This window comes from Micromonospora sp. DT41, from assembly GCF_049841715.1.
Classification (GTDB): Bacteria; Actinomycetota; Actinomycetes; order Mycobacteriales; family Micromonosporaceae; genus Micromonospora; species Micromonospora profundi.
Genome location: NZ_JBNCKU010000003.1, coordinates 70,934 through 96,518, shown reverse-complemented (window position 1 = coordinate 96,518; position 25,585 = coordinate 70,934). Strand labels below are relative to the sequence as shown.

The window sequence follows — 25,585 nt, the reverse complement described above, 5'->3', positions numbered from 1 at the left end:
CGGCCGGCTGGGTAGAACCGACTCCATGAGCGCGCCCGACGCCGGTACCGCCGACACCGCCCGACATCCGTCCTGGCGGCGCCGCCGCCTCGACCCGGAACACTCCCTGGGTCTGCGGCTGACCTTGGCGGTGACAGCGGCGTTTCTGGTGCTGGTGCCATTCGCACTGCTTGCGCTGCTGGTGCTCGGGGCCTGGGCGCCGCTGCACCGGCTGGACACTTCGGTCACCGAGGCGCTGCACGGTTACGCGGTCGACCATCCGGCCTGGGTCACGCTGATGCGGATCTGGACCGAGGTGTTCGCGCCCATGCCGCTGCGGGTCGCCGTCCTGCTGGTGGTGGTCTGGCTGCTGCACCGCAGGGCGCGGCGACTGGCCCTCTGGGTGACCACCACGATGGTGGTCGGCGGGTTGATGGGCCCGCTGCTCAAGCTCCTCGTCGGCCGGGACCGGCCGTCGCTGCTCGACCCGGTGGCGCGGGCCGCCGGCTACTCGTTCCCCTCCGGGCATGCGCTCAACGCCGCCCTCGCCGCCGGGGTGCTGCTGCTGCTGTTCCTGCCGTACGCCGGGCGGACGGCGTCGCGGGTGGCGCTCTGGGTCGCCGCCGTGCTGGTCACCGTGGTGACCGGGTTGAGCAGGGTCGCGCTCGGCGTGCACTTCACCAGCGATGTGCTCGGCGGCTGGCTGCTGGCCGTTGCGGTGGTGGCGGCGACCACTGCCGCGTTCACGAGTTGGCGGGCGCAGACCGGCCTGCGGTCGATCCGGCCGGCCCGCGACGGCGTCGCTCCGGAGGTCGAGCGGCAACCCGGAACGACCTGAGGCGTGACGAGGGAGCCGAGCGGGTACTGGCCGGCTCATGTCCGACACCGTGGTCCAGATCATCCGGCGGGTGTTGCTGCCGGTGTCCCTCCTGCTCGGCGTCATGGTGCTGCTGGGGGTGCTGGTCACCCGGGCGTTCGCAAGGACCTGGCCGTTCACCGTGGAGGACGCGGTCAATCGGGAACTCGCCGGCGACCGCACCGGCGGTTGGAATGACGTCTCGCTGGTTTTCAGCACCCTGGCCAGCACCCAGATGATCGTCGTGGTCACCGTTCTGGTGGCGCTGGCGCTGCGGCTCTGGCTGAAGCGCTGGCGGGAGCCGCTGTTCCTGTGCGCGGCGGTGACCGCCCAAGCGCTGGTGTTCCTGCTGACCACCCTGGCGATCGACCGGCAGCGGCCGGCGGTGGAGCACATGGACACGTCGCCGCCCACGTCCAGCTTCCCGTCCGGGCACACCTCGGCAGCGGTGGCCCTCTATGTCGGTATCGCCGTGCTGATGGCGTTGCGGGCCCGCAGCACCGGCGCGAAGGTCGCCTGGTGGGCGTTGCTGCTGGTGCCGCTGGGTGTGGCGCTGACCCGCATGTACCGGGGAATGCACCACCCGAGCGACGTGGTCGCGTCGTTCGTCAACGGCGGCACCTGCGTCCTGATCATGGCGCGGGCGGTGCTGGACCGGTCCCTGCAGTGGGGCAGGGCGAAGCTCCCCGCCGCCACCCCGGCACGTACCTGACCCGGCGCGCGCCGCTCAGGTGCACTCGCCGGTGGAGACGGCCCGGTTGCGCTCGGCGCCGGCCAGCGCCACCGGACGAGCCTCGGCGGCGGTCACCGCGAAGCCCGTGTTGGGATCGTCGGCTGCCGCCGCGAAGATCACACCGAGCACCAGGCCGTTGGCGGAGAGCAGCGGGCCGCCTGAGTTGCCGCTGCGCACAAGCGCCCGGATCGTGTAGACCTCCCGGGTGACGTCGCCGGAGGAGTAGATGTCCGGTCCCTTGATCTTGTCGACGTCCCGGATCCGCGCCGACTGCGCGTTGTACGGGCCGTCGAGCGGAAAGCCCAGCACGATGGCGTCCGAGCCGCTGCCCGCGTTTCCGGCGGCGAACCGCATCGACGGGCCGGGCAGCCCCGGCACCAGCAGCACTGCCAGGTCCCGGTTGGGGTCGTAGACCACCACCTGACCGTCGTACCGCTCCCCGCCCAGCTCCACCGCCACCGAACGGGTGCCGGCGACCACGTGCGCGTTGGTCATGACCCGGTCGTCGGCGTAGACGAAACCGGAGCCCTCGATGCGGCGCGAGCAACTGGGCGCGGAACCGAGCACCTTGACCACCGACCGCTGGCCGTTGACCACCACCTGGGAGCCGGCCAACGCCGGGTCGGGCGGGTCGACCTGCCGGGCCCGGGTGGGCGCGAGGTCACCGAAGACGTCCGGGAAGCCGTCGGTGTCTACGGTGTCCTCGAGCGCCGTGGAGAGCCGGTGTGCCTGCTCCGGCAGGACCCCGTTCACCACCGTGATCACGGTGCTGTTGCGCACTGCGGCCGCGAGCCAGGGAACCGAGGACGAACCGAGCGGTACGGCGACCAGCCAGGCGAGCAGCAGTACAGCGAACAGTGAGACGAACGCCCCACCGACGTCGTCGATCCGCCTGCCAACCTGGCTGGTGATCGTCTTGCGCAGGTGCGAACCGAGCCAGCCGGCGAGCGCCTGACCGATCACCGCCAGTCCGAAGATCGCCACCAGGGAGACCAGCACCCGGGTGCCGGCATCCACGAACTGCCGGGCGAACAGCGGGCCGACCTGGAGGCCGAGGAGCAGACCCAGGAAGAATCCGGACAACGACGTGACGCCGATGACGAAACCCTGGCGGTATCCGCTGATCGCGAACACGAGCATGAGCAGCAGTAGGACGAGATCCACGACGGACACGGGTCAAGCGTACGGGCAGTGCGCCCGCCAGATGACCATCGCTTGCGGAAGGTGACCGCGTGGTCAGCGCAGGGCGGTTTCGTCGACCTCGTCGGTGCCGGCCGACGGCGCCGGTGTCACCCCTGTCGGCGGCAGGTCCACCACCCGGTTTCGCGGCCACGGGCGGGCCCAGCCGCCCATCTCCAGCAGGGTGGCAAGCACCCCGGCGGTGAAACCCCAGACGAGCATGCCGCGCGCCGAGAACGCCGGGCCGATCCAACCGCTGGAGTGACGCACCCGCATCCGGTTGGCCGGGTCGACAAGTTCGCTTACCGGCAACCGGGCCACGTGCGCCACCTCGGCAGGTTCCCGAGGGTGCACCGGGTGCGGATCGTGCCACCAGGCAAGCACCGGGGTGACCACGAAGTCGCTCACCGGTATCCACAGCTTCGGCAGCTCGGCCAGCACTGTCACGCTTGTCGGGTCCAGGCCGACCTCTTCGTTCGCCTCGCGCAGCGCGGTAGCGCGTACGTCGGCGTCCTCCGGGTCGGCTGCGCCGCCGGGAAAGGCCGGCTGGCCTGCGTGATTGCGCAGGTTGGCGGCCCGTTGCAGCACCAGCACGTCGGGCCCCACACCGGGCTGCTCACCGAGCAGCACCAGCACGGCGCTCTCCCGACCACCCTCGGCGGGGGTGGTCAGCCGGGTGAAGTCCTCCGCGCGGGCGGTGCCCAGCCGGGTCAGCAGCGGCTCGATCCACTCGGGGGGTCGACGGGTCACGCCGACACCTTCAGGCCGAGGTGCTTGCGGACCAACGTGGCGAGTTGGGCGTCGTCGAGCGCGCCCGTGGCGTCGATGTGCCGGATCCGCCGGTCGGCGTCGACGAAGAGGGTCAGCGGGAAGGCGTTGCGGTTCAACTCCCGTTGCAGGGCGTCGCCCTGGTCCACAAGGATCGGGAACCGTACGCCGTAGTCCTCACCGATGGACTGGGCACCGCGCCGGCTGTCCCGGGTGTTGACCCCGACCACCTGGAGCTGGCCGCTGGCGCGTTCGCTGAGTCGCTGGAAGGCGGGCAGCTCCTTGCGGCACGGCCCACACCAGGACGCCCAGATGTTGATCACGGCGGGGCCGGCGACGGACCGCAGCTCGACCGGAGCGCCGCCGGTGAAGCAGGCCAGTGTCAGCTCCGGCAGCACCGCACCGCCAGGTGCCGCCACCGTGCCCGAGCCGGGCGACGCGGAGTCCGCCGTGCCCGAGCCAGGCGATGCAGAGGCAGTCGTGCCCGAGCCAGGCGATGCAGCGGCCGTCGCGCCAGAGGCCGGCGACGCGGAGGCCGTTGCACCGGGGCTCGTCGTGCCGGCTCCGGGCGATCCGGCCCCGGGCGGCGTGCTCAGCGCCGCGCAGTCCTCGAACGGCGACGGGCGCTCGGCGGCGGCCGGCCTCGGCGCAGGGCTGTCGTCGGTAGTGCCACTTGTGCAGCCGGCGACGGCGAGCAGCAGCGGCACAGCGAGCAGGGCGAGACGCCGGTTCACGGCACCTCCGCAGCGACCGCCTGGGCGGGCACCAGCTCCGGGTCGACGCCGGCGGCCACCGCCAGATCGCGTGCCCGAGGGCCCTTGAGCAGCTTGGCTGCGGCAGCCGGCTCGGTCGGGCCGGTGCCGTACGAGGGGCAGAGCTTCGCGAGCGTGCACGCGCCACAGGCGGGCTTGCGGGCGTGACAGACCCGTCGCCCGTGAAAGATGATCCGGTGCGACAGCATCGTCCAGTCACGCTTCTCGTACAGCGCGCCGATCGCGTGCTCGATCTTGACGGGGTCGGTCTCGGCGGTCAGCCCCCACCGGTGGACCAGCCGTTGGAAGTGCGTGTCGACGGTGATCCCGGGGACGTCGAAGGCGTTGCCGAGGATGACGTTCGCGGTCTTGCGACCGATCCCGGGAAGCGTCACCAGGTCGGCGAGGCGGCCGGGGACCTGGCCGTCGTACCTGTCGACAAGGGCCTGCCCGAGCTTGAGCAGCGAGTCGGTCTTGTTTCGGTAGAAGCCGGTGGGCCGGATCAGCTCCTCCATCTCGCCCCGATCCGCGCCGGCGTACGCGGCTGCGCTCGGGTAGCGGGCGAAGAGCTTCGGGGTGACCTCGTTGACCTTCTTGTCGGTGCACTGCGCGGAGAGGATCGTGGCGACGGCCAACTCCAGGGCATTGGAGTGGTCCAGCTCACAGTGCGCGTCAGGGTGCGTCTCGGCCAGCACCCGGCCGACCTTGCGGGCACGGCGTTTGCGCCCGAGGTCGGTCTCGCTGGCACCGGGAGGGCTACTGGTCACGACGGCCAGCCTACGTCGCCCCCCGGACGTTCCTGCTCGGGTCAACCGGCGGTCGGCGCGGAGATCTTGCCGTCGGTGTCGAACCGGGCGCCGGTCTTCGGGAAGTCGGTACGGCTCAGTTCGGTGATCAGGCCCAGACCCCTGTCGTCCGGGTCCATCGTCGGCTTGCCCGCGGAGTTCATGTAGGTCGAGATGAACGTGCCGCCGGCCCAACTGCCGTCGGGCTTGAGCGACACCTTCAACACGCCGCCCCAGCCGAGGCGCCCGGCGTTGCTCAGCGAGTTGCCGCCACCGGCGAAGTTGCCCAGGCTGTAGGCGATCAGGCGCCCCTTGTAGAACTCCATACCGCGCAGCACGTGCGGCCCGTGTCCGACGATCAGATCCGCACCGGCGTCGATCATGGCGCGCGAGAACTTGACCGGGTCGCCCCGGTTCTCGCCGAGGAACATCTCGGTGCCCGGCTTCACCCGGGTCTTGTCCGCGCCCTCGCCGCCCATGTGCACCTGCACCACTACCAGGTCGGCCATGGTGGCCGCCTTGGCGACGACAGTCTTCGCCTTGGCGATGTCGACGAGGCTGTTGGACCAGACGTACGACGAGAAGCCGGCCACCGCCACCTTGACGCCCTTGACGTCGACCACGGTGATCTGGTTCGGCGCGCCGGTGTGCTCCAGGTCGTACTTCTCCAGCGCCTTCTGGGTGTTCTCGTAGCCCTTCGGGCCGTAGTCGTAGCCGTGGTTGTTCGCCTGGTTGAGCAGGTTGAAGCCGGCGTCACGCAGGTGGGCGGCGTACTCCGGCGGAGCCCGGAACTGGAAGCACCGCGTCGAGTTGGCGCCGCACTTGCCGGTGCCGGTGTCCACGGTCAGCGGCTCCTCCAGGTTGCCCATGACGAGGTCCGCCTTGAGTGCCCGGGTCACCGAGTCGAAGAAGCCCTTACCGCCACCGGCGGGCAGCCGGTTCGGCGCGTTGCCCATGATGATGTCGCCGGTCGCGGACAGCGAGATCGCGTCCTCACCGGGTGCCGAGGTGTCACCGCTGGCCTTCGGACCGGCCGTTGTCACCGGCGCTCCGGTGCCACCGCCGCCGACGCCCGGCTGCCAGACCGGGGCCTCTGCGGTCTCGGCGCAGCCGGCTACGAGAAGAGCGGCCAGCAGCGCGGCGAGGCCGAGGGCGACGCGGCGGCGTGGGCGGGGCGCGAGGGGGGCGGAAGCGTACATCGTCCGCGAGGCTACCGGCCCGTAAACTCGCAGACGAGGGCCGATCGGTCGGAATTTCAGCCCGTCAGCCGGTCTGACCAGGGCACGACGGGCCGGTCACCGCCGGCACGCACCGCAGCGTGGACCGCTCGGGCCAGCGGGGCACCCCAGGTGGAGCGCGGCCCGCCGTACGCGGCCTCCGGCCCGTCCACCGGGCAGAGCACTGTGACCGCGTCGGTGGGAGTGCCGGTTCCCGCCAGTCCCAGCTCGCTTATCGCCTGGGTCTTCGCCTCGGTGGCGGTGGCCACGGCGTTCACCAGGGCGGAGTCGGCGAGCCGCGCCGGCACGTACACCACGATGTTGACGGTGCCGACGTGCTGCGCGAGCGCGGTGGCGGCCGGCGCGGCGGCGGGCACCGGCGTGCCGAGCCCGACGGTCGCCCAGGCCCGCACACCGGTGTCGGTCCGGGCCACCACCTCGGTCACGTCCACGCCGGTGAGCAGACCGACCCCGGGTCCGTCGAGGGCCAGGTCCGCAGCGAGCGCGGTCAGGTGCGCGGCAGGGTCATCCCGGTCGTACGACATGGGCACTGTCGCGTTCAGCACCCAGTGCCGGACGCCGATGCCACCGCCGAGCGGGCCGCTGCTGACCGCTCGCAGCGGGCCGTCGGCGCGCCAGACGAGCAGCGGAATATGCCGCCCGTCCTCGGGGCGGCTGGTCAGAGTCGGCTCGGTCAGCACGTCGGGCAGGTTACGCCCACCGCTCAAGATTCCAGGGGCGACCTCTGATTCATGCTCATGTGCGCCTAGACTTGGCGGCGCGCGAGGGGATCAGCGGACGGCGGACCCGGCCGACGGACGGCACGCGCAACCGGAGGTGCGCGATGGATGAGGTACTGGCCCGCAGCGGGATCTTCCAGGGTGTCGACCCGGAAGCTGCCGAGGCGCTCGCCAAGGAGATGGAGACGATCGAGGTCCGCAAGGGCGAGATCGTCTTCAATGAGGGCGAGCCCGGTGACAGTCTCTATATCCTGCTGTCCGGGAAGATCAAGGTTGGCCGCCGTGCGGCTGACGGCAGGCAGAACCTGATCGCGGTGATGGGGCCGTCGGACATGGTCGGTGAGCTGTCGCTCTTCGACCCGGGTCCGCGGACGGCGACCGCCACCGCGGTGACCGACACCCGGCTGGTACGGCTGCGCAAGCAGGCACTGCGGCCGTGGCTGAACAACCGCCCGGAAATCGCCGAGCAGCTGCTCCGGGTGCTGGCGCGGCGACTGCGCCGGACCAACGACTCGCTGGCCGATCTGATCTTCACGGACGTGCCGGGCCGGGTCGCCAAGAACCTGCTCCAGATGGCCGGCCGGTTCGGCACCCGCGACGGTGGCGTCCTGCGGGTGACGCACGACCTCACCCAGGAGGAGATCGCCCAGCTCGTCGGCGCCTCCCGCGAGACGGTGAACAAGGCACTCGCCGACTTCGCCTCGCGCGGCTGGCTGCGGCTGGACGGCAAGAGCATCATCATCCTCGACCCGGAGCGCCTGGCCCGCCGCGCCCGCGTCTGAGCGACCGCCGGGCACGCCCCGGCATTGACGGACCTTCCGGCCCGGACCGCCCCGTGCGGTCCGGGCCGCGACGCGTGGCCGCATCCAGGTGCCTGACGTCCGGGTACGTCGTCTGCCCGTCGCAGAAGTCCTGGACTCGGCGGGCCGTCAGCGCGAGGGTGGGGCCATGCTGAACCGTGTCGCCGTGCTCTCCGACATCCACGGGGTGCTGCCCGCGCTGGAGGCCGTGCTGGCCGAGTCGGACGTCGCCACCGCCGACCTGATCGTGCTCACCGGCGACATCGCGGCAGGTCCGCAACCGGTCGAGGTGCTTGACGTGCTCGCCGGCCTGGGCGACCGCGCGTGCTGGGTGGGCGGCAACGCCGACCGCGAGCTGGTCGAGGCGCGGGCCGGCCGGCCCGCGTCGATCGAGGTGTCGAACTGGGCCGCCGCGCAGCTCCGCGACGACCAGGCGGCCCGGCTCGCCGCGCTTCCGCCGACGGTGACGCTGGAGATCGACGGCCTCGGCCGGACGCTGTTCTGCCACGCCACACCTCGCGACGACGAGGAGGTCGTGCTCGTCGACTCCCGGATGGAGCGCTGGGCGGAGGTCTTCGCCGACCTCCCGGCCGAGGTTTCGACAGTGGTCTGCGGCCACACCCACATGCCGTTCACCCGGCTGGCCGACCGCCGCCTGGTGGTCAACCCGGGCAGCGTCGGCATGCCGTACGGAGGTGTGGGCGCCTGGTGGGCGCTGCTCGGGCCGGGCGTGCAGTTGCGCCGTACCGCCTTCGACGTGGACGCGGCCTGCGCCCGGGTAGCAGCCGAGTCGGCCTTCCCCGACGCTGCCGCCTGGGCCGACGAGTACGTGCGCTCCCAGCACAGCGACGCCGATGCGCTTGCCGTCTTCGGCCCCCGCGACGGCCGCTGACCCGGTCAGCCCCGACCAGGTAACGGGCCACGGGCCACCGCCCACGGGTCGCCGGGCCACGCTCAAGGGCAGGTCGAGCACAGGGAATGGTCCTCGCTGCCTGTAGAGCTGCCCCATATCTGGGGCGACGCGATTCAGCCGAGATGGCCGGGAGCATCGCCAGTAACCGTTGACGGACTGGCTCCCTCACAAGTCCATGCGGTCGTGTCCAAAGGTCGTGAACACCGACACCTCGAGACCACGGCAGGCCGGTCACGCTGGCCGACAGGCCCCTGAGTACGACTGGGTGGGCAAGGACGACCAGAACCTTCGCCTGAAGGCAGGGCACACCCTCCGCCGGTGACGTCGGCACCTGCCCCATCCGTGGGGCAGCTCTACAGCAGGTGCCCAACCCAGGCGCCCCACGCCGACGCCCCACCCAGGCGCCCCACGCCGACGCCCCACACAGACACCCCGCATAGGCGCGCCTCAGACGCACCGCCCCGCTCCAGTTGGCACAGAAAAAGTCAGTCTTGACTGTTTGTTTCTGAGCCGGCAGGCTGTGGCGCATGTCCGCCGCATCGACGCGCGTCCCGCAGCAGGAGCGCAGTCGCGCCACCCAGGCCCGCCTGCTCGAGGCGACGGTCGACTGCCTGATCGAGCACGGCTGGTCCGGCACCACGACCACCGTCGTCGCAGCCCGAGCCGGTGTCTCACGGGGCGCTCAGCTGCACCACTACCCCACCAAGGCAGCCCTGGTCACCGCCGCTGTCGCCCACCTCGCCGAACGCCGGGCCGACGAGTTGCGCACCGAGGCGGAGGCGTTGCCCGCCGGCCCGCAGCGGCTGGACCGGGTGATCGATCTGCTTGCCGCCGCGTTCACCGGGCCGCTCTTCGTGGCCGCGCTCGAACTCTGGGTCGCCGCCCGTACCGACCGGGAGCTTCGCGACGCCCTGATGCCGCTTGAGGCGATGGTCGGCCGGGAGATGCACAGGCTCACCGTCTCGCTGCTCGGCGTCGACGAGCGCCGACCCGGCGTCCGGGAGTCGGTACAGGCCACCCTCGACCTGCTCCGCGGGCTCGGCGTGGCCAACCTGCTCAGCGACGACTCGGCCCGCCGCACCGCGCTCCTCGTCACCTGGAAGCGCCAGCTCGCCACCCTGCTCACGCCCTGACCACCGGCCGCACCGGCCCGCACCGACCGGAGGCACAATGGTCGACCTCACCGACCTGCTCGCGGATCTTGCCGACGAGTCCGCCCACCTGGACGCCCTGGTGGCCCCGCTGCCGGCTGTCGACTGGGCACGCCCGACCCCGGCGCCCGGCTGGAGCATCGGCCACCAGATCGCCCACCTCGCCTGGACCGACCACGTGGCGGTGTTGGCCGCCACCGACGCCGAGGCGTTCTACGCGACGGTGATGAACGCTCCGGACCCGTCCCGCCTGGTCGACGACGGCGCGGAGGAGTTCCTCGCTCCGCCCGACGACCTGCTCGCCCGCTGGAGGGCCGGCCGGGCCGCGCTCACCGACGCGCTCGCGGCGGTCCCGGCCGGCGAAAAAGTGCCGTGGTACGGCACCCGGATGTCGGCCACCTCCATGGCGACCGCCCGGATGATGGAGACCTGGGCGCACGGCGAGGATGTGGCCGACGCGCTCGGTGTGGTCCGCCCCGCCTCCGACCGGCTCCGGCACGTGGCACACCTCGGTGTGCGTACCCTCGGGCACGGCTTCGCCGCCCAGGGCCGACCGGTGCCGACGGCGCCGGTCCGGGTCGAGTTGGCCGGCCCCGACGGCGACACGTGGGTCTGGGGTCCGGCGGACGCCGCCGACCGGCTCACCGGTCCCGCCCGGGACTTCTGCCTGCTCGTCACCCAGCGCCGGCACCGCGCGGATCTCGCTCTCCTGGCCACCGGCCCGGTCGCCGACGAGTGGCTCGACGTGGCACAGGCATTCGCCGGCCCGCCCGGCGCAGGCCGCGAGCCGGCCGGCCGGAACGGAGCCGCCGCGTGATCCGCATCGGCAACGCCTCAGGCTTCTACGGCGACCGGTTCACCGCCTGGCAGGAGATGATCGACGGCGGCGACCTGGACGTGCTGACCGGCGACTACCTGGCCGAGCTGACAATGCTCATCCTCGGCCGCGACCGGCTGCGCGACCCCGACCTGGGATACGCCAAGACCTTCCTGCGCCAGTTGGAGACCTGCCTCGGCACGGCCCTCGACCGGGGCGTACGGATCGTGACGAACGCCGGCGGGCTCAACCCGGCCGGCCTGGCAGCCGCCGTCGAGACCCTCGCCGGCCGGCTCGGCGTGCCGGTGAAGGTCGGGTACGTCGAGGGCGACGCGCTCCAGCGGCCCGACGCGCTTACCGCGAACGCCTACCTCGGCGCGTTCGGGATCGCCGCCTGCCTCGACGCCGGGGCGGACGTCGTGGTCACCGGTCGGGTGACCGACGCGTCGCTTGTGGTCGGTCCGGCCATCGCGCGGTACGGGTGGGGTCGCGACGCCTTCGACGAGCTGGCCGGGGCGACCGTCGCGGGGCACCTCCTGGAGTGTGGCGCGCAGGTCACCGGCGGCAACTTCAGCTTCTTCACCGAGCTGCCCGACGGTGGTCGCCGACCCGGTTTCCCGATCGCCGAGGTGCACCCGGACGGCTCGGCGGTGCTCACGAAGCACCAGGGCACCGGCGGTGCTGTCACCGTGGAGACGGTCACCGCACAGCTGCTCTACGAGGTGGGCGGGCCGGCGTACCTGGGGCCGGACGTCGTCACCCGGCTGGACTCGGTGAGGCTGAGCCCCGACGGGCCGGACCGGGTCCGCATCTCCGGTGTCCGGGGCACTCCGCCGCCGGCGACGCTGAAGGTGGGCGTCAACAACCTCGGCGGCTTCCGCAACTCGATGACCTTCGTCCTCTGCGGGCTGGACATCGAGGCCAAGGCGGCCCTGGTCCGGGGGCAGATGGTGGAGGCGGTGGGCAAGGAAGGGCTGGAGTTCACACTGGCCCGGACCGACCACCCGGACGCCGTCGACACGGAGGCGGCAAGCGCCCTGCTCCACGTACACCTGCGCGACACCGACCGGACGCGGGCCGGGCGGGCCTTCTCGGCCGCCGCGGTGGAGCTGGCCCTGGCGTCGTACCCGGGTTGCACGCTCACCACCCTGCCGGGCGACGCGACACCGTACGGGGTCTTCACCGCCGACACCGTGCCGCAGGACGAGGTGTCGCACGTGGCGGTGCTGCCAGGAGGCGAGCGGGTGCCGATCGCTCCCCCGAGTCACACCGTCCCCGCGCCGCCCCCGGATGGGGAGGCTTCGCCAGGCGACGCGGTGGCGGGCCACGGCCCGACCCGACGAGGCGCGCTCGGAGAGCTGGTCGGTGCCCGCTCCGGGGACAAGGGCGGCGACGCCAACCTTGGTGTCTGGGCACGCTCCGACGACGGGTACGCGTGGCTGCGCGGCTGGCTGACCGTCGAGCGGCTGGCGGAACTGCTTCCGGAGACGGCGTCGCTTGTGGTGCGGCGGTACGAGCTGCCGAACCTCCGTGCTGTCAACTTCGTGATCGAGGGCCTGCTCGGAGCGGGTGTGGCCGCGTCCACCCGGTTCGACCCGCAGGCCAAGGCGCTCGGTGAGCTGCTGCGCTCCCGGCTCGTCGACCTGCCGGCGGGCGTGCCGGCAGGTCCCCCGGCAGCGGACAGGGAGACGGCGGCATGAGCATCGTGGACACCCCGGAGCGGCGGCAACTGCGCGAGCTGACCCGGTCGTTCGTGACCCGGGAGGTGCTGCCGCACCTGGACGACTGGGAGAAGGCCGGCGAGGTCCCCCGGGCGCTGCACGCCAGCGCCGCGAAGCTCGGACTGCTCGGCATCGGCTTCCCCGAGTCGGTCGGTGGCAGCGGCGGTGACCTGCTCGACTCGATAATCGTGACCGAGGAGGTGATCCGCTCCGGCGGGTCGTCCGGCCTGATCGCGGCCCTGTTCACGCACGGCATCGCGCTGCCGCACATGGTCGCGGCGGCAGGCGTGGGCATCGGCGGCTCGCTGGGCGGCATGCTCGGCGGCACCTCGACGCCCGGTGACGACGACCTGGTTCAGCGGTACGTCCGGCCGACGCTTGCCGGCACGATGATCGGGGCGTTGGCGATCACCGAGCCGGACGGCGGTTCGGACGTGGCGGGTATCCGCACCACAGCCCGCCGCGACGGCGACCACTACCTGGTGAACGGGTCGAAGACGTACATCACCAGCGGGCATCGGGCCGACTTCGTGACAACTGCTGTGTGCACCGGTTTCCCCGGCAGCGGCTCGATCTCCCTGCTGGTCATCGACAAGGACAGCCCTGGGTTCACCGTCGGCCGTCGACTGGAGAAGCTGGGCTGGCACTGCTCGGACACCGCCGAGCTGTCCTTCGTCGACGTGCGGGTGCCGGTGGCGAACCGGATCGGCGAGGAGGACACCGGCTTCCTGGCGATCATGCAGAACTTCGCCGCGGAACGGCTTTCGCTCGCCACCCAGGCGTACGCCACAGCGCAGCGCTGCGTCGAGTTGGCCGTGCGCTGGTGCCGGGACCGGGAGACCTTCGGGCGTCCGTTGACCAGTCGGCAGGTGGTCCGGCACCGGCTGGCCGAGATGCACACCCGTGCCGAGGCGGCGCGGGCGTACGTGCACGAGGTAGCGGTCCGGGTGGCGGCCGGCGAGCCGGTGGTGACCGAGGTGGCGATGGCCAAGAACGTGGCGGTGGCCGCCTGTGACCAGGTCGTCGACCAGGCATTGCAGCTGCACGGAGGGTTTGGCTACATGCGTGACGCCGAGGTGGAACGGCACTACCGCGACGCCCGGCTGCTCGGCATCGGCGGCGGTGCCACCGAGATCATGAATGAGATCATCGTGAAGGGGATGGGCCTGTGACCACACTGGACACCTCGGTCGACCCGTCAGCGCCAGGCTTCGTGGCGAACCGGGCAGCGCTGCTGGAGCGGCTCGCCGAGTTGGACGCGGCGCTGGATCAGGCCCGCGGGGGCGGTGGCGAGAAGTACGTGACCCGGCACCACAAGCGGGGCAAGCTGCTGGCCCGGGAGCGGATCGAGCTGCTGCTCGACGCGGACAGCCCGTTTCTGGAGCTGTCGCCGGTGGCGGCGTACGGCACTGACTTTCCGGTGGGCGCCAGCGTGGTCACCGGCATCGGCGTGGTCGAGGGCGTGGAGTGCCTGATCGTGGCCAACGACCCGACCGTACGCGGCGGCGCCGTCAACCCGTGGTCGCTCGCCAAGACCCGGCGGGCCGGCGAGATCGCCCTCGCCAACCGGCTGCCGATGGTCAACCTTGTCGAGTCGGCCGGCGCGGACCTACCGACCCAGGCGGAGATCTTCATTCCGGGCGGGCGGGTGTTCCGCGACCTGACCCGGCTATCCGCGGCGAAGATCCCCACTGTCAGCGTGGTCTTCGGCAACGCAACTGCAGGTGGCGCGTACGTGCCGGGGATGTCCGATCACGTGATCATGATTCGGGACCGGTCGCAGGTCTACCTTGCCGGGCCGCCGCTGGTGAAGATGGCCACCGGTGAGGTCACCGACGACGAGTCGCTTGGTGGCGCGGCGATGCACGCCGGCACGTCCGGGCTGGCCGATCACCTGGCCTCCGACGAGCGGGACGGCATCCGGTTGGCCCGGCAGTGCGTACGCCGGCTCAACTGGCACAAGTCCGGCCCGTCGCCGCGTACGGCAGTGCCGCAGCCACCGAAGTACGACCCGGAGGAGCTGCTCGGCATCGCCAGCGCCGACCTGAAGGTGCCGTTCGATCCCCGCGAGGTGCTGGCCCGGATCCTGGACGGCAGCGACTTCGACGAGTTCAAGCCGACGTACGGGGACGCGCTTGTCACCGGCTGGGGCGAGCTGCACGGCTACCCGGTGGGTGTGCTTGCCAACGCCCGGGGTGTGCTGTTCAGCGAGGAGGCGCAGAAGGCGGCGCAGTTCATCCAGCTCGCGAACACCTCGAACACCCCGCTGATCTTCCTCCAGAACACCACCGGCTACATGGTGGGCACTGAGTACGAGCAGCGCGGCATCATCAAGCACGGCGCCCTGATGATCAACGCGGTGTCCAACTCGACGGTGCCGCACCTGACTGTGAACCTCGGCGCGTCGTACGGGGCCGGCAACTACGGCATGTGCGGTCGCGCGTACGACCCGAGGTTCCTGTTCACCTGGCCGAACGCGAAGTCGGCGGTGATGGGTCCGGCGCAGCTCGCCGGTGTGCTCTCGATCGTGGCCCGGCAGGCGGCTGCCGCGCGGGGGCGCGACTACGACGAGGAGTCCGACGCGGCGATGCGGATGATGGTCGAGCAGCAGATCGAGTCGCAGTCCGGCGCGCTGTTCCTCTCCGGCCGGCTCTACGACGACGGGGTGATCGACCCGCGCGACACCCGTACAGTCCTCGGGCTCTGCCTCTCGGCGATCCACAGTGCACAGGTGAAGGGCGCCGACGGCTTCGGCGTCTTCCGGATGTAGCCCCGTGAGCATGAGGAACGCAGCGAACCGCAATCCCGCACCGGCGAACGAGAGGCAGGCTCAGCCAAAATGATCAACCGATTGCTCGTCGCCAACCGGGGGGAGATCACCCGCCGGGTCTTCGCGACCTGCCGGGCGCTCGGCGTGGAGACGGTCGCCGTGCACTCGGACGCGGACGCCGACGCGCCGTTCGTCGCCGAGGCCGACCAGGCAGTCCGGCTGCCCGGTGACACGCCGTCCGAGACGTACCTGCGGGTCGATCTGATCCTGGACGCGGCCCGGCGCAGCGGCGCGGACGCCGTCCACCCGGGTTACGGCTTCCTGGCCGAGAACGCCGAGTTCGCGGCGGCGGTGACCGACGCGGGGCTGACCTGGGTGGGCCCGCCGGCCAAGGTGATCGCCGCGATGGGCGACAAGCTGGCGGCGAAGTCGCTGCTCGCCGAGGCGGGCGTGCCGATGCTGCCGAGCTGGACCGACGCCGCCGACGTCACCGATTTCCCGGTGCTGGTGAAGGCGTCCGCCGGTGGCGGCGGCCGGGGCATGCGGATCGTCCGGGACACCGCCGGGCTGGCCGAGGCCGTGGCGTCCGCGCGCCGCGAGGCGGCTGCGGCGTTCGGCGACGGCACTGTCTTCATCGAGCGGTACGTCGAGCGCGGCCGGCACGTCGAGGTGCAGATCTTCGGTGACACGCACGGGACGGTGGCCGCGCTCGGTGTCCGGGAATGCTCGATCCAGCGCCGACACCAGAAGATCGTCGAGGAGGCACCGGGGGTCATTCCGGCGGACGTGCGGGAGCGCCTGCACGAGGCGGCGGTGGCGGCCGGCCGGGCTGTCGACTACGTGGGCGCTGGCACTGTCGAGTTCCTGCTGGCGCCGGACGGGGCGATCTACTTCCTGGAGATGAACACCCGGCTCCAGGTCGAGCACCCGGTCACCGAGCTGACCGCCGCCGGAGGGCTGGACCTGGTCCGGCTGCAACTGCTTGTCGCCGAGGGCGCGGCGTTGCCGGAGGAGGCCAGGTCTCCGTCCGCGCAGGGCTGCGCCATCGAGGTACGCCTCTGCGCCGAGGAACCGGCTCAGGGGTTCCGCCCGGCGACAGGTGTCCTGCACCGCTTCGCCGTCCCCGGTGTCGACTGCGAGTTCGGTGGTCTTCAGCGGGCGGGTCTGCGGCTCGACTCGGGTGTGGTGGACGGTTCCGTTGTCGGCGTCCACTACGACTCGATGCTGGCGAAGCTTGTCGCCTGGGCACCCACCCGCGCCGAGGCGGCCCGGGCTCTCGCGGGCGCGCTCGCGCGGGCCGAGTTGCACGGTGTGGCCACGAACCGGGATCTGCTGGTCCGCGTGCTGCGCAGCCCCGAGTTCGGCGCGGCGGACGTCGACACCGGGTTCCTGGACCGGCACCCGGAGGTGTTCACGGCGCTGCTTCCCGCCGACCGCCTGCCGCTTGCCGCGCTGGCTGCGGCGCTCGCGTCGGCCGCTGGACGCCGTGCGGGCGCGACGGTGCTGGCCGGGCTGCCGTCGGGCTGGCGCAACGTGCCTGCCGTCCCGCAGGTCGCCCGGTTCACCGGGCCGGACGGCGAGATCGAGGTCCGCTACCGGCTGGACCGCCGGGGCGGGCTCGCCGAATGGTCGACCGATCCCGCCAACACCGACCCTCCCGCTGTGGCACTGGTCGAGGCCACCCCGGACCGGGTGGTGCTCGACGTCGACGGTGTGCGGGGCGCGTACCGCGTACACCGGGTGGGATCGGAGGTCTTCGTGGACGGCCCCGACGGGTCGGCGAGCCTCACCGAGCTGCCGCGTTTCCCGCTGCCCACGGCGCAGCTTGCGGCCGGGTCGTTGCTCGCGCCGCTGCCCGGCGCGGTGACCCAGGTGCACGTCGAGGTCGGCCAGCGGGTCGCGGCCGGCGACCTGCTGCTCACGCTGGAAGCGATGAAGCTGGAACATCCCGTGCTCGCCCCGACCGACGGTGTCGTCGCCGAGCTGCCGGTGCCCGCCGGCGGTCAGGTGCGCACCGGTGCCGTGCTGGCTGTCATCGACGGCGTCGACCCCGCGCCGTCGAACCCCGAGGAGGACCCCCGATGAGCTTCGACCTCACCCCCGAGCAGGACCAGTTGCGCGACGCCGTGCGGGCGTTGGGCCGCCGGTACGGCCACAGCTACTTCGTGGAGAAGGCCAAGTCCGGCGAGCACACCACCGAGCTGTGGGCCGAGGCCGGCCAGCTCGGCTACCTGGGGGTCAACATCCCCACCGAGTACGGCGGCGGTGGCGGTGGCATCACCGAGCTGGCAATCGTCTGCGAGGAGCTGGCGGCGGCCGGTTGCCCGCTGCTGTTGCTCGTGGTGTCCCCCGCCATCGCGGCCACGGTGCTCCACCGGCACGGCACCGAGGAGCAGCGCAAGCGGCACCTGCCCGGTCTCGCCGACGGCTCCGAGAAGATCGTCTTCGCGATCACCGAGCCGGAGGCAGGCTCCAACTTCCACAGGCTCGCCACGGTGGCCCGCCGCGACGGCGACGACTGGCTGCTATCCGGCCGCAAGTGCTACATCTCCGGTGTGGACGAGGCAGGCCACGTCCTGGTGGTGGCCCGTACTGAGGATTCGTCCACCGGCAAGCTGAAGCCGGCGCTGTTCCTCGTGCCGACCGATGCCCCCGGGCTGACCCGGTCCAAACTGGACATGGAGATCCTGTCCCCGGAGAACCAGTTCCTGCTCTACCTGGACGACGTACGGCTGCCCGCCGACGCGCTGCTCGGCGGATCGCTGGACGCCGGACTGCCGGCGCTCTTCGCCGGGCTCAACCCGGAGCGGATCACGGTGGCCGCGATGGGCGCCGGCACCGGCCGGTACGCCATCGAGCGGGCCACCGACTACACAGCCACCCGCAAGGTCTGGGGCGGCCGGACCATCGGCTCCCACCAGGGCGTGTCGCACCCGCTGGCGCACGCGGCCGTGCAGGTGGAGTTGGCTCGCCTGATGATCCAGAAGGCGGCCACCCTGTACGACGCCGGCCGCGACCTGGAGGCGGGCGTGTCCGGCAACATGGCCAAGTACGCCGCCGGGGAGGCCGCCGCGCTCGCCGTGGACACCGCCGTCCAGGCTCTCGGCGGGGCCGGAATGACCACCGAGTACGGGATCGCGACCCTGCTCGGCGCGGTCCGGGCGGGTCGGATCGCCCCGGTCAGCCGCGAGATGATCCTCAACTTCGTGGCCCAGCACGTCCTGGGCCAGGACAAGTCCTACTAGATCAACTCCGCGGCGGGCGCGGGCCGGCTTCGACACGGCGAGCAGGGCACCGGGAGTAGCGACCCGGGCCCACCGCGTGTCGGTCCGGCCCGCCCATGTCGGGCCAACCGGCCAGATCGACGCGGCGGAATGCCATCTCCGGTTGACAGCCGGCCAGGTCAAGGCATGCTTGGGGGGTGAATCGACTGGTCAGGCCCGACCCGCGCATAGTGGCGGCGGTCGCCGCGCTGGGCGCCCTCGTTTTGCTGGTCCTACTGGTCGTGTGGCGCCGTCAGGATCTCCTCGGCGTGGTCCTCGCGCTGCTCGTCGTACTGCTGACGATCATCGCCGGGGTGGCCGTGTCCGCCGCCCGGCAGCACGACGAGCCGGAGCCGCCGGACCGGTCGGCCGGGCCCGCGGAGTTGATGCCGTACGGGATCGACGCCGACACTCTCGACGCCCTGGACAGCCGGGCCGCGTTGCGCGCGGTGCGGGACCGACGCGGGACGCCCAGCGGCTTCAGCGACCGGTGAGTGTGGGGCCGGCGAGCGCGTCGACGCCCCGCCCGGCAAGGCACCGGTAGGTCCGGTCGACGCTGCCGTCCACCGGCGGCAGCACCTCCAGGCGCCATCCGGTCGCCTCGTTGATACCGGTGGTCACGCGGAAGGTCGTCGCGCCGCACACCTGCCGGACGGGCTCGGCGCTGACCACCTCGTGGTGGGGGGCGCCGACGAGCGACACCGGCAGGATCCCCTCGGCGTACGTCTCCCAGGTGTGCCGGGCATCGCAGGGAACCCGGACGGCCTCGGCCCGGTCGCCGCGGATCCGGATCGGACCGAAGCACTCCAGTTGGGGCAGGCACCGGGCACCGCTGGGCAGGGCCGCCGGCGCACCGGCACCCGTCGTGCAACCGGGCAGCGCGCCGGTCGCCGGGGCTCCGACCTGGGTGACCTGGGGAGACGGGCTGGGCGGCGGGGCGCTGCTTGCCACCCACGCCCCGGTGGTCGCCGAGGCGGCGAGCGCGAGCACTCCCGCGCCACCGAGGAACCAGCGCCGCCGCCAGCGCCGGCTGTCGGGTGCAGTGGGTTGGGTTTCCTCGACCGGCGGCCGAGGTATCGGCTGGCCGGCGACGTACGGGCCGGGCCGCGCCGCGCCGCCGCTGATCGGGCCGCCGCTGATCGGGCTCCCGCTGATCGGGGCGCCGCTGACCGGTTTCGGCGGCGAGCCGAACGGCAGGTGGGTGAGCAGGTCGTGCAGTTCGAGGGCGGAGGGCCGCTCGGCCGGGTCGTTGGCCATGCCGGCGCGCAGCACGTCGATCAGCTCGTCCGGTACGCCGGGCAGGCTGGGGATCTGCTGGTTGAACATCTCCAGCACAGTGACCAGGCTTGGGTTGCGCTCGGACTGCCAGCGGGGCGGCCGGCCGTGCATCACCGCGTAGAGGGTGGCGCAGAGCGCGTACACGTCGACGGCCGGCGACGGTGGGCTGTGGCTGAACATCTCCGGTGGCGCGTACGCCGGGGTGAGCACCTCAAGGGTGACTGTGGGATCCCGGTGTTCCGCGAGCACGGCCAGCCCGAAGTCGGCGAGCACCGCCGAGTTGAAGTGCGAGTAGAGGATGTTTGCCGGCTTGACGTCGCGGTGCAACACCCCTGCCGCGTGCGAGTGGGCCAGCGCGTCGGCGATCTTGATGCCGAGATCGCGGGCCTCCACAGCGCCGAGCGGCGAGGTACGCATCCGCTCGGCGTACGACCCGTCGCACAACTCCATGATCAGGTAGGGGTGCTGGTCGACGGTGACCCCGACATCGAAGAGGTCCACCACGTGCGGGTGGGACGACATCCGCCCGGCGGCCCGCGCCTCACGCAGGAACCGGGCCTGGTCGCGCTCGCTGTCAAGCGTGCGGTTCTCCACCTTGACGGCGACCTCACGCCCCACCGAGATCTGGGTGGCCTGGTAGACGGTCGCGTACCCGCCCCGGGCAAAAACTCGTAAATCGGTCAGGCCGGGCACGATCGGCACCCGCGAACGGCCGGTCGGGGTGTCGGTCACTGCTCGAAAATACCCAACCCGGCCGGCGGCTCAGCGCGCCGCGTCCGCCGAAGCGGCACCGGCTGCACTTCGGCGGGCGTCGACGCGCAGGCCGATCGCGGTGGCCAGTGCACCCAGGCCCTCCCAGGCGGCAACCCCGAAGAACCGGTCCGGGGCGATGTCGGCGAGCACGGCGATGGTGAACACGGTGAAGGTGACCAGCCGGAAGACCACTGTGAAGCGGTAGAACGCCCGCCACTCGGTGACAGTGGCGAGCAGGTAGTAGACGCCCATGTTGAACGACGCCATCGAGGACGCCAGCAGGAACGTGCCCGTGTGGTCGCCGGCCGTACGGGTCGACGGCACCTCCAGCCCGAGCATGCTCAGCAGCGCCTCCGGCCAGAGCAGCCCGACCGCACCCATCAGCAACGCCAGCACACCGAAGACAGCGATGGTCCAGCCCGCGATGGAACGCGGCAACTTCATGATGGCCCTCCCCGGCACGGCGACGGCTTCACTGTGGACCGGCGCACGGTGGTGACACGCTAGCCGGTCGCTCCGACAACCACATCCCCGGAACCGGCAGAACCGGACGGGAAGCGGCGATGGCTAGACCTGAGCGGCGATCCTGGCCCGCAGGGCGTCGGCGGCGGCGCGTTCACTGCGCTGCTCGGTGGCGTACGCCAGACGGACCGCCTCGTCCGCACAGGACAAAGCCTCCACCTGCCGACCGCAGGCCGCCAGCGTCTCCGCCAGCACGCCGGCCGCGATCACCTGACTGCGGACGTCCTCGGCAGGCACCGTGACCGCACGCTGGGCCCAGTCCAACGCCTGCTCCCGCTGACCGTGGGCGAGCAGCGCCGACGCGTACCGGGCCATCGTCTGACGGCGGGAGAACAGCAACGACGGCGCGTTCGCGGCGGTGGTCGCCACGGGCGCGAGCAGCCCGACGGCAGTCGCCGGGTCGCCGGCGGCCAGCCGGGCGGTGGCCAGCAGCACCCGGGGCGCGACCTGCGCCGGCGCCTGCGGGTTGTGCGGTTCGACGGCCGTCAGCACCCCGCGCGCCGCCCGCTCGGCAGTCTCCCAGTCGCCCATGTCCAGTGCCACGAACCCCCGCAACGTGCCAGCCATCCCGGTGAGCAGCGGGTGCGAGGTCCGCTCGGCGTCCGCCAGGGCGTCGGTGAGCAGATCGGCAGCGTGTTCCGGCTCGCCCAGGCCCCGCGCCACAACAGCCCGGACCACAAGCGCGAACCCGCGACCCCAGTCGTCGGACGCGGCGGCGAACTCGCGGTACGCCCGGCGTGCCCCCTGGTCCGCCTCGGCCAGCTCACCCAGCTCGGCAGTGGCGTACGCCGCCACCGCCCGCAGGGTGCCCACCGCCCACGCCTCCCCGACCCGCTCCCCGAAGGGCAGGAACACCTGCGCCATGCGACACGCCTCGCGCAGCCTTCCGGCAAGCAGCCGGGCGAACGCCGTGGTGCCCCGCAGCCAGGCCCGCCCGTACGGGTCCTTCAGCTCGGCGAACAACCGAGCAGCCCGGCCGAGCACCGCGTCGGTGCCGGCGAAGTCACCCCGGGTGGTGGTCACCCACGCCAGGTTCTGCAACGACCACGCCTGCCCGCGCCGGTCCTGCGCACCGAGACTGACCTGGTACGCGGCAGCCAGCCGGCTGCTCGCCTGACTCAACCGTCCGCCCACGAAGTCGGCCATGCCGAGCCGGCGCATCGCGGACGCCCGCAACGTGGGCAGCCCGGCGGCAGTGGCCACCTGTAGCGCCTCCTGCCAGGCGGTCACCGCCCGCCCCTGGTCACCGAGGGTCTGCTGGGCCTGCCCGGCGAGCAGCAGGGCGCTGACCCGGGTGGCCTCCTCCCCGGCGTTCGCAGCGATCTTCTCGGCGTAGGCGAGCGCGTCGACGGCCCGACCGATCTGGAGCAGCGCCCTGGCGTGCACCACCCGATCGGCCGCCGGCACGCCGTCGCGGGCCAGTTCGGTGGCGCGTTCGGCGTACTCGACGGCGAGCGCCGGCTCCCCGGCGGACAGCGACCGGCGGGCGGCCCGGCCGAGCGCGGCGACCCCGAGCGGGGCCACGGCGCGGGCCGGGGCGTCCGGGCGCAGCTTCACCGCATCGGAAAGCCGGGCGGCCCGCTCGACGTGCATCGCCACGAAGTCGTCCCGGGCCTCGTCGGTGAACCCGCCCAGGGTCGCTGTCGCGGCGTTGTTCTCGGGTGCCGCCCACTGGGCAAGCGCGGCGTGCCGCTCAGCCAGCTCCGCCTTGCTCACACCGGCGTACGCGGCCTCCCGCATGAGCGGGGTGGCGAACGCGTAGCCGGTGCGGGTGCGGTGCAGCATCCGGCGTTGCAGCAGCTCCTCCACCGCCCGGTCGAGTTCCACGGCGACCACGGCCGAGGGCCGCCCGTCGCGGCCGGCGCGCTTGTCGAGCAGCGCCTCCAACGCGCCCTCGGGCACCGTGTCACCGACCACCGCGGCGTCCCGCAGCACCGAACGGGCGCCCGGTGGCAGCGCGTCGATACGCGCGGCGAGCACCGCCGCGAGATCGCGGGACAGCAGCCGGCTGCCCAGCGAACCGGGCACCAGCCGCCAGCTCGCGGTCGAGCTCTGGTCCCGCTCGCCGGGGGCTGGTCGGACACCGCGACCCGGTTCGACTGTCGTGAGGGCACCGCGCTCGATCAGCAGGGTGACAAGCTCGGCCAGGTAGAACGGGTTGCCCTGGGCGGTGGCCAGCAGCCTGTCGGTGTCGGTCTGGGGCAGTTTCCCGCCGCCGAGATAGCTGGTGAGCAACCGGGCCGCGTCGGCTCCGCGCAGCGGCGGCAGGGAGTGCACCTCGGCGTCCGCGACGCGGGTCAGCGCACCCGCGGTACGGACCAGCTCGGGGCGGCCGAGCAGCAGCACGAGGACCGGGCCGGTGAGACGGGACAGGGCCAGCCCGAGCGCACGGATCGTCTCGGCGGTGGCGTCGTGCAGGTCGTCCACCACGATCACCAGCGGCGCCTCCGAGGCGAGGCCGCTGAGCAGGTCGGCGACGGCGTTCGGCACCGCCTCGGCATCGGCCGCCGTGGCAGCGGCACTGCCCCACTCGCCGTTGTCGGTGCCGGTGTGCGCGGGGAGTTCGGCATAGCCGAGCAGTGCCAGCAGTTGGTCGGTGACGATCGGCGGTTGTTCGGCGCCGGCTCGGGCGAGCCGCTGGCCGAGCCGGCGCAGCCGCTCCTCGACCGCAGGACGGGTGAGCGCTGTGGACGCGTCACTGGGCAGGCCGACGGCGGCGCGGACCAGGTCGGCGAGCGGCGCGAGCCGGCGGCGCTCACCGAAGGCGGCGCAGCGCACCGAGAGCACCCGGGCTCCTGTGTGCGCCGCGTACCTGCCGGCGCCCACGTCGTATCCGGCGGCGAGGCGTTCGACCTCGGCGGCGAACCGGGACTTGCCGATGCCCGCCTCGGCAGTCATCAGCAGCACCCGGGGGTCTCCCTGGTCGATCACCTCGGCGAGCCGGCCGGCGACCCGGCCGATCTCGGTCTCCCGGCCCACGTAGGGCGCCTCGTCACCGAGACCCGACCGGGTGCCCGGCGCGTCGAGCAGACCCAGCAGCTCGTACGCCTCGACGGGCTCACGCTTGCCCTTGAGCCGCAGCGGGCGCAGCGCCCGCCAGGAGGCCACGTGCCTGGTGGCGGCGGCGGTACGACCACCGGCGTAGACGGCACCGACAGCGGCGGCGTCGGCCAGTCGGGCGGCGGTGTTCACAGTGTCGCCGATGACCGTGTATTCGATCGCGGCCTGGATGCCGGCGATGACGTCACCGGTGTTCAGCCCGACCCGCAGCCCGAGCGGCGCACCGCCGCCCCGCTCGTCGTCGAGCACGCGGCGGACGGCCCGCTGCATGGAGAGGGCGGCCCGGACGGCCCGCTCGGCGTCGTCCTCGTGTGCCACCGGCGCCCCGAAGACCGCCATGATCCCGTCGCCGGTCAGCTTGTCGACGTGCCCGCCGAACGTCTTCACCGCCCCCGCGAGGGAGGCGAGCACCCGGTCGGTCACCGCGCCGACCCGCTCCGGATCGAGATCCTCCGACCAGGAGGTGAATTCGGACAGGTCGCCGAAGAGCACCGTTACCACCCGACGCTCGGCCGCCGGCAACGTCGCGGCGGCCGGCAGCGCGGCTCCGCAGTTGTGGCAGAACCGCGCGCCTGGAACGGCGACGGTTCCACACACGGGGCAGGTCACATGTGCTCCAACCCACTGACCCCCGGCTCGGATTCCCCGGTGTCGACACCCAGATACTCCAACTGGGCACGGACCGACCAGCCGGCCGCCCACCAGAGCGAGCGGTCCACGTCCGCGTAGACCGCGGCGACCACGTCGTCGGGCGTGCGGGCACCGGCGGCGACCGCCTCCCGGACCTGGTCGAGCCGGGCCCGCCGGTGGGCGAGGTAGAAGTCGGCCGCCGCGCCGCAGTCGGCGAGCGCCGGGCCGTGCCCGGGCAGCGCCGTGATTCCCCGGTACGTCGACAGCAACTCCAGGCTGCCCAGATAGTTGCCGAGGTGACCGTCCGGGTGCGCCACCACTGTGGTGCCCCGGCCGAGAATGGTGTCGCCGGTGAGCACCACCTGCTCGTCGGCGTGCTCCACCAGGAAGCAGGCCGAGTCGGCGGTGTGCCCGGGGGTGCTCAGCAGGCGGATGTCGAGGCCGAAGCCGCCCAGGTGCTCGGCCGGCTCGGTGAGGGGTTCACCGCCGATGGTGTGCGCCGGGTCGACGGCCAGGACGTGCGCCGCCCCGCCGAGGAGTTCGCTCAGCCGGGCCGAGCCCTCGGTGTGGTCCGGGTGCCCGTGGGTGATCAGCACGAGCCCGACGGGGCCGGCGGCGGCGATCGCGGCCAGGTGCCCCTCGTCGGCCGGCCCGGGGTCGATCACCACTGCCGGCTCGCCCGGTGCCGCGCGCAGCACCCAGGTGTTGGTGCCGTCGAGGGTCATCGGCCCCGGATTGGGCGCACGCAGCAGCGTCACCCAGTCCGGCAACTCAGCGGCGAGTGCCGCCGCCGGTGCCGTCATGTGCCCGCTCATGGCTGCGATCGTACGACCCGGCTCGCCACCCTCCGCGATCTTGCACTTTCGGACCCTGATTCGTCCCTCTTCAGGGCTTTGAT

The 25,585-nt window shown here is 72.4% G+C and carries 22 protein-coding genes; 12 read left to right on the top strand and 10 right to left on the bottom strand.

The annotated features are described in order from the left end of the window. Nucleotides 1-25: 25 nt before the first annotated feature. Nucleotides 26-817, top strand: a complete 792-nt coding sequence (locus ACLQ23_RS06815) for a phosphatase PAP2 family protein (protein WP_355590138.1) — start codon at nucleotides 26-28, stop codon at nucleotides 815-817. A gap of 37 nt (nucleotides 818-854) precedes the next feature. After that, on the top strand, nucleotides 855-1,547 hold the full coding sequence (locus ACLQ23_RS06810; RefSeq protein WP_355590141.1) for a phosphatase PAP2 family protein: 693 nt from the start codon (nucleotides 855-857) through the stop codon (nucleotides 1,545-1,547). 15 nt (nucleotides 1,548-1,562) lie between these two features. Here ACLQ23_RS06810 and ACLQ23_RS06805 read toward each other — a convergent pair whose 3' ends face one another. The 6 genes from ACLQ23_RS06805 to ACLQ23_RS06780 all read right to left on the bottom strand — a co-directional run bounded on the left by ACLQ23_RS06805 (nucleotide 1,563) and on the right by ACLQ23_RS06780 (nucleotide 6,970). Beyond that, nucleotides 1,563-2,741 carry a MarP family serine protease gene (locus ACLQ23_RS06805; RefSeq protein ID WP_355590144.1) on the bottom strand — a complete coding sequence of 393 codons (1,179 nt, stop codon included), beginning with the start codon at nucleotides 2,739-2,741 and terminating at the stop codon, nucleotides 1,563-1,565. Between the two features lie 63 nt (nucleotides 2,742-2,804). Further along, nucleotides 2,805-3,497 carry an NUDIX hydrolase gene (locus ACLQ23_RS06800; RefSeq protein WP_355590147.1) on the bottom strand — a complete coding sequence of 231 codons (693 nt, stop codon included), beginning with the start codon at nucleotides 3,495-3,497 and terminating at the stop codon, nucleotides 2,805-2,807. Further along, nucleotides 3,494-4,249, bottom strand: coding sequence for a TlpA family protein disulfide reductase (locus ACLQ23_RS06795; protein WP_355627899.1), 756 nt, complete (start codon nucleotides 4,247-4,249; stop codon nucleotides 3,494-3,496). Before ACLQ23_RS06795 ends, ACLQ23_RS06800 begins: the two co-directional genes overlap by 4 nt. Beyond that, complete coding sequence (gene nth, locus ACLQ23_RS06790; protein ID WP_355590153.1) at nucleotides 4,246-5,034, bottom strand: endonuclease III; 789 nt, start codon at nucleotides 5,032-5,034, stop codon at nucleotides 4,246-4,248. The genes ACLQ23_RS06795 and nth overlap by 4 nt, the downstream gene beginning before the upstream one ends. 41 nt (nucleotides 5,035-5,075) lie before the next feature. Continuing rightward, nucleotides 5,076-6,251: a CapA family protein gene (locus ACLQ23_RS06785; protein WP_355627902.1), complete on the bottom strand. Its 1,176-nt coding sequence runs from the start codon at nucleotides 6,249-6,251 to the stop codon at nucleotides 5,076-5,078. 56 nt (nucleotides 6,252-6,307) lie between these two features. Then, nucleotides 6,308-6,970 (bottom strand): adenosylcobinamide amidohydrolase, encoded by a 663-nt coding sequence (locus ACLQ23_RS06780; RefSeq protein WP_355627905.1) that lies wholly within the window; start codon nucleotides 6,968-6,970, stop codon nucleotides 6,308-6,310. 143 nt (nucleotides 6,971-7,113) lie between these two features. On the opposite strand from ACLQ23_RS06780, the gene ACLQ23_RS06775 reads away from it, so the two are divergent. The 10 genes from ACLQ23_RS06775 (at nucleotide 7,114) to ACLQ23_RS06730 (ending at nucleotide 18,938) form a co-directional block, all read left to right on the top strand. After that, nucleotides 7,114-7,791, top strand: a complete 678-nt coding sequence (locus tag ACLQ23_RS06775; RefSeq protein ID WP_007466162.1) for a Crp/Fnr family transcriptional regulator — start codon at nucleotides 7,114-7,116, stop codon at nucleotides 7,789-7,791. Between the two features lie 166 nt (nucleotides 7,792-7,957). Further along, nucleotides 7,958-8,701: a metallophosphoesterase family protein gene (locus ACLQ23_RS06770; protein ID WP_355590162.1), complete on the top strand. Its 744-nt coding sequence runs from the start codon at nucleotides 7,958-7,960 to the stop codon at nucleotides 8,699-8,701. Between the two features lie 548 nt (nucleotides 8,702-9,249). Further along, on the top strand, nucleotides 9,250-9,855 hold the full coding sequence (locus tag ACLQ23_RS06765; RefSeq protein ID WP_355590165.1) for a TetR/AcrR family transcriptional regulator: 606 nt from the start codon (nucleotides 9,250-9,252) through the stop codon (nucleotides 9,853-9,855). Nucleotides 9,856-9,892: 37 nt separating this feature from the next. Continuing rightward, entirely contained in the window at nucleotides 9,893-10,690 is a 798-nt protein-coding gene (locus ACLQ23_RS06760; RefSeq protein WP_355590168.1) for a TIGR03084 family metal-binding protein, read from the top strand. Then, nucleotides 10,687-12,390: an acyclic terpene utilization AtuA family protein gene (locus ACLQ23_RS06755; protein WP_355590171.1), complete on the top strand. Its 1,704-nt coding sequence runs from the start codon at nucleotides 10,687-10,689 to the stop codon at nucleotides 12,388-12,390. Before ACLQ23_RS06760 ends, ACLQ23_RS06755 begins: the two co-directional genes overlap by 4 nt. After that, entirely contained in the window at nucleotides 12,387-13,583 is a 1,197-nt protein-coding gene (locus tag ACLQ23_RS06750) for an acyl-CoA dehydrogenase family protein (RefSeq protein WP_425735053.1), read from the top strand. Before ACLQ23_RS06755 ends, ACLQ23_RS06750 begins: the two co-directional genes overlap by 4 nt. Then, the gene (locus tag ACLQ23_RS06745; RefSeq protein ID WP_355590178.1) at nucleotides 13,580-15,181 is read left to right on the top strand and encodes an acyl-CoA carboxylase subunit beta; all 1,602 of its coding nucleotides are present in this window, start codon (nucleotides 13,580-13,582) and stop codon (nucleotides 15,179-15,181) included. The genes ACLQ23_RS06750 and ACLQ23_RS06745 overlap by 4 nt, the downstream gene beginning before the upstream one ends. Before the next feature lie 69 nt (nucleotides 15,182-15,250). Next, on the top strand, nucleotides 15,251-17,266 hold the full coding sequence (locus tag ACLQ23_RS06740) for a biotin carboxylase N-terminal domain-containing protein (protein WP_355590181.1): 2,016 nt from the start codon (nucleotides 15,251-15,253) through the stop codon (nucleotides 17,264-17,266). Beyond that, nucleotides 17,263-18,426, top strand: a complete 1,164-nt coding sequence (locus ACLQ23_RS06735; protein ID WP_355590184.1) for an acyl-CoA dehydrogenase family protein — start codon at nucleotides 17,263-17,265, stop codon at nucleotides 18,424-18,426. Before ACLQ23_RS06740 ends, ACLQ23_RS06735 begins: the two co-directional genes overlap by 4 nt. A 176-nt stretch (nucleotides 18,427-18,602) precedes the next feature. After that, nucleotides 18,603-18,938 (top strand): hypothetical protein, encoded by a 336-nt coding sequence (locus ACLQ23_RS06730; RefSeq protein ID WP_355590187.1) that lies wholly within the window; start codon nucleotides 18,603-18,605, stop codon nucleotides 18,936-18,938. On the opposite strand, the gene ACLQ23_RS06725 is transcribed toward ACLQ23_RS06730, so the two are convergent. The 4 genes from ACLQ23_RS06725 to ACLQ23_RS06710 all read right to left on the bottom strand — a co-directional run bounded on the left by ACLQ23_RS06725 (nucleotide 18,925) and on the right by ACLQ23_RS06710 (nucleotide 25,502). Then, complete coding sequence (locus tag ACLQ23_RS06725) at nucleotides 18,925-20,454, bottom strand: serine/threonine-protein kinase (RefSeq protein WP_355627908.1); 1,530 nt, start codon at nucleotides 20,452-20,454, stop codon at nucleotides 18,925-18,927. The two genes, ACLQ23_RS06730 and ACLQ23_RS06725, sit on opposite strands and share 14 nt — an antisense overlap. Before the next feature lie 30 nt (nucleotides 20,455-20,484). Further along, on the bottom strand, nucleotides 20,485-20,919 hold the full coding sequence (locus tag ACLQ23_RS06720; RefSeq protein WP_355590193.1) for a hypothetical protein: 435 nt from the start codon (nucleotides 20,917-20,919) through the stop codon (nucleotides 20,485-20,487). 123 nt (nucleotides 20,920-21,042) lie between these two features. Next, on the bottom strand, nucleotides 21,043-24,666 hold the full coding sequence (locus ACLQ23_RS06715) for an adenylate/guanylate cyclase domain-containing protein (protein ID WP_355590196.1): 3,624 nt from the start codon (nucleotides 24,664-24,666) through the stop codon (nucleotides 21,043-21,045). Continuing rightward, the gene (locus ACLQ23_RS06710) at nucleotides 24,663-25,502 is read right to left on the bottom strand and encodes an MBL fold metallo-hydrolase (RefSeq protein WP_355590198.1); all 840 of its coding nucleotides are present in this window, start codon (nucleotides 25,500-25,502) and stop codon (nucleotides 24,663-24,665) included. The genes ACLQ23_RS06715 and ACLQ23_RS06710 overlap by 4 nt, the downstream gene beginning before the upstream one ends. Nucleotides 25,503-25,585: the final 83 nt, after the last annotated feature.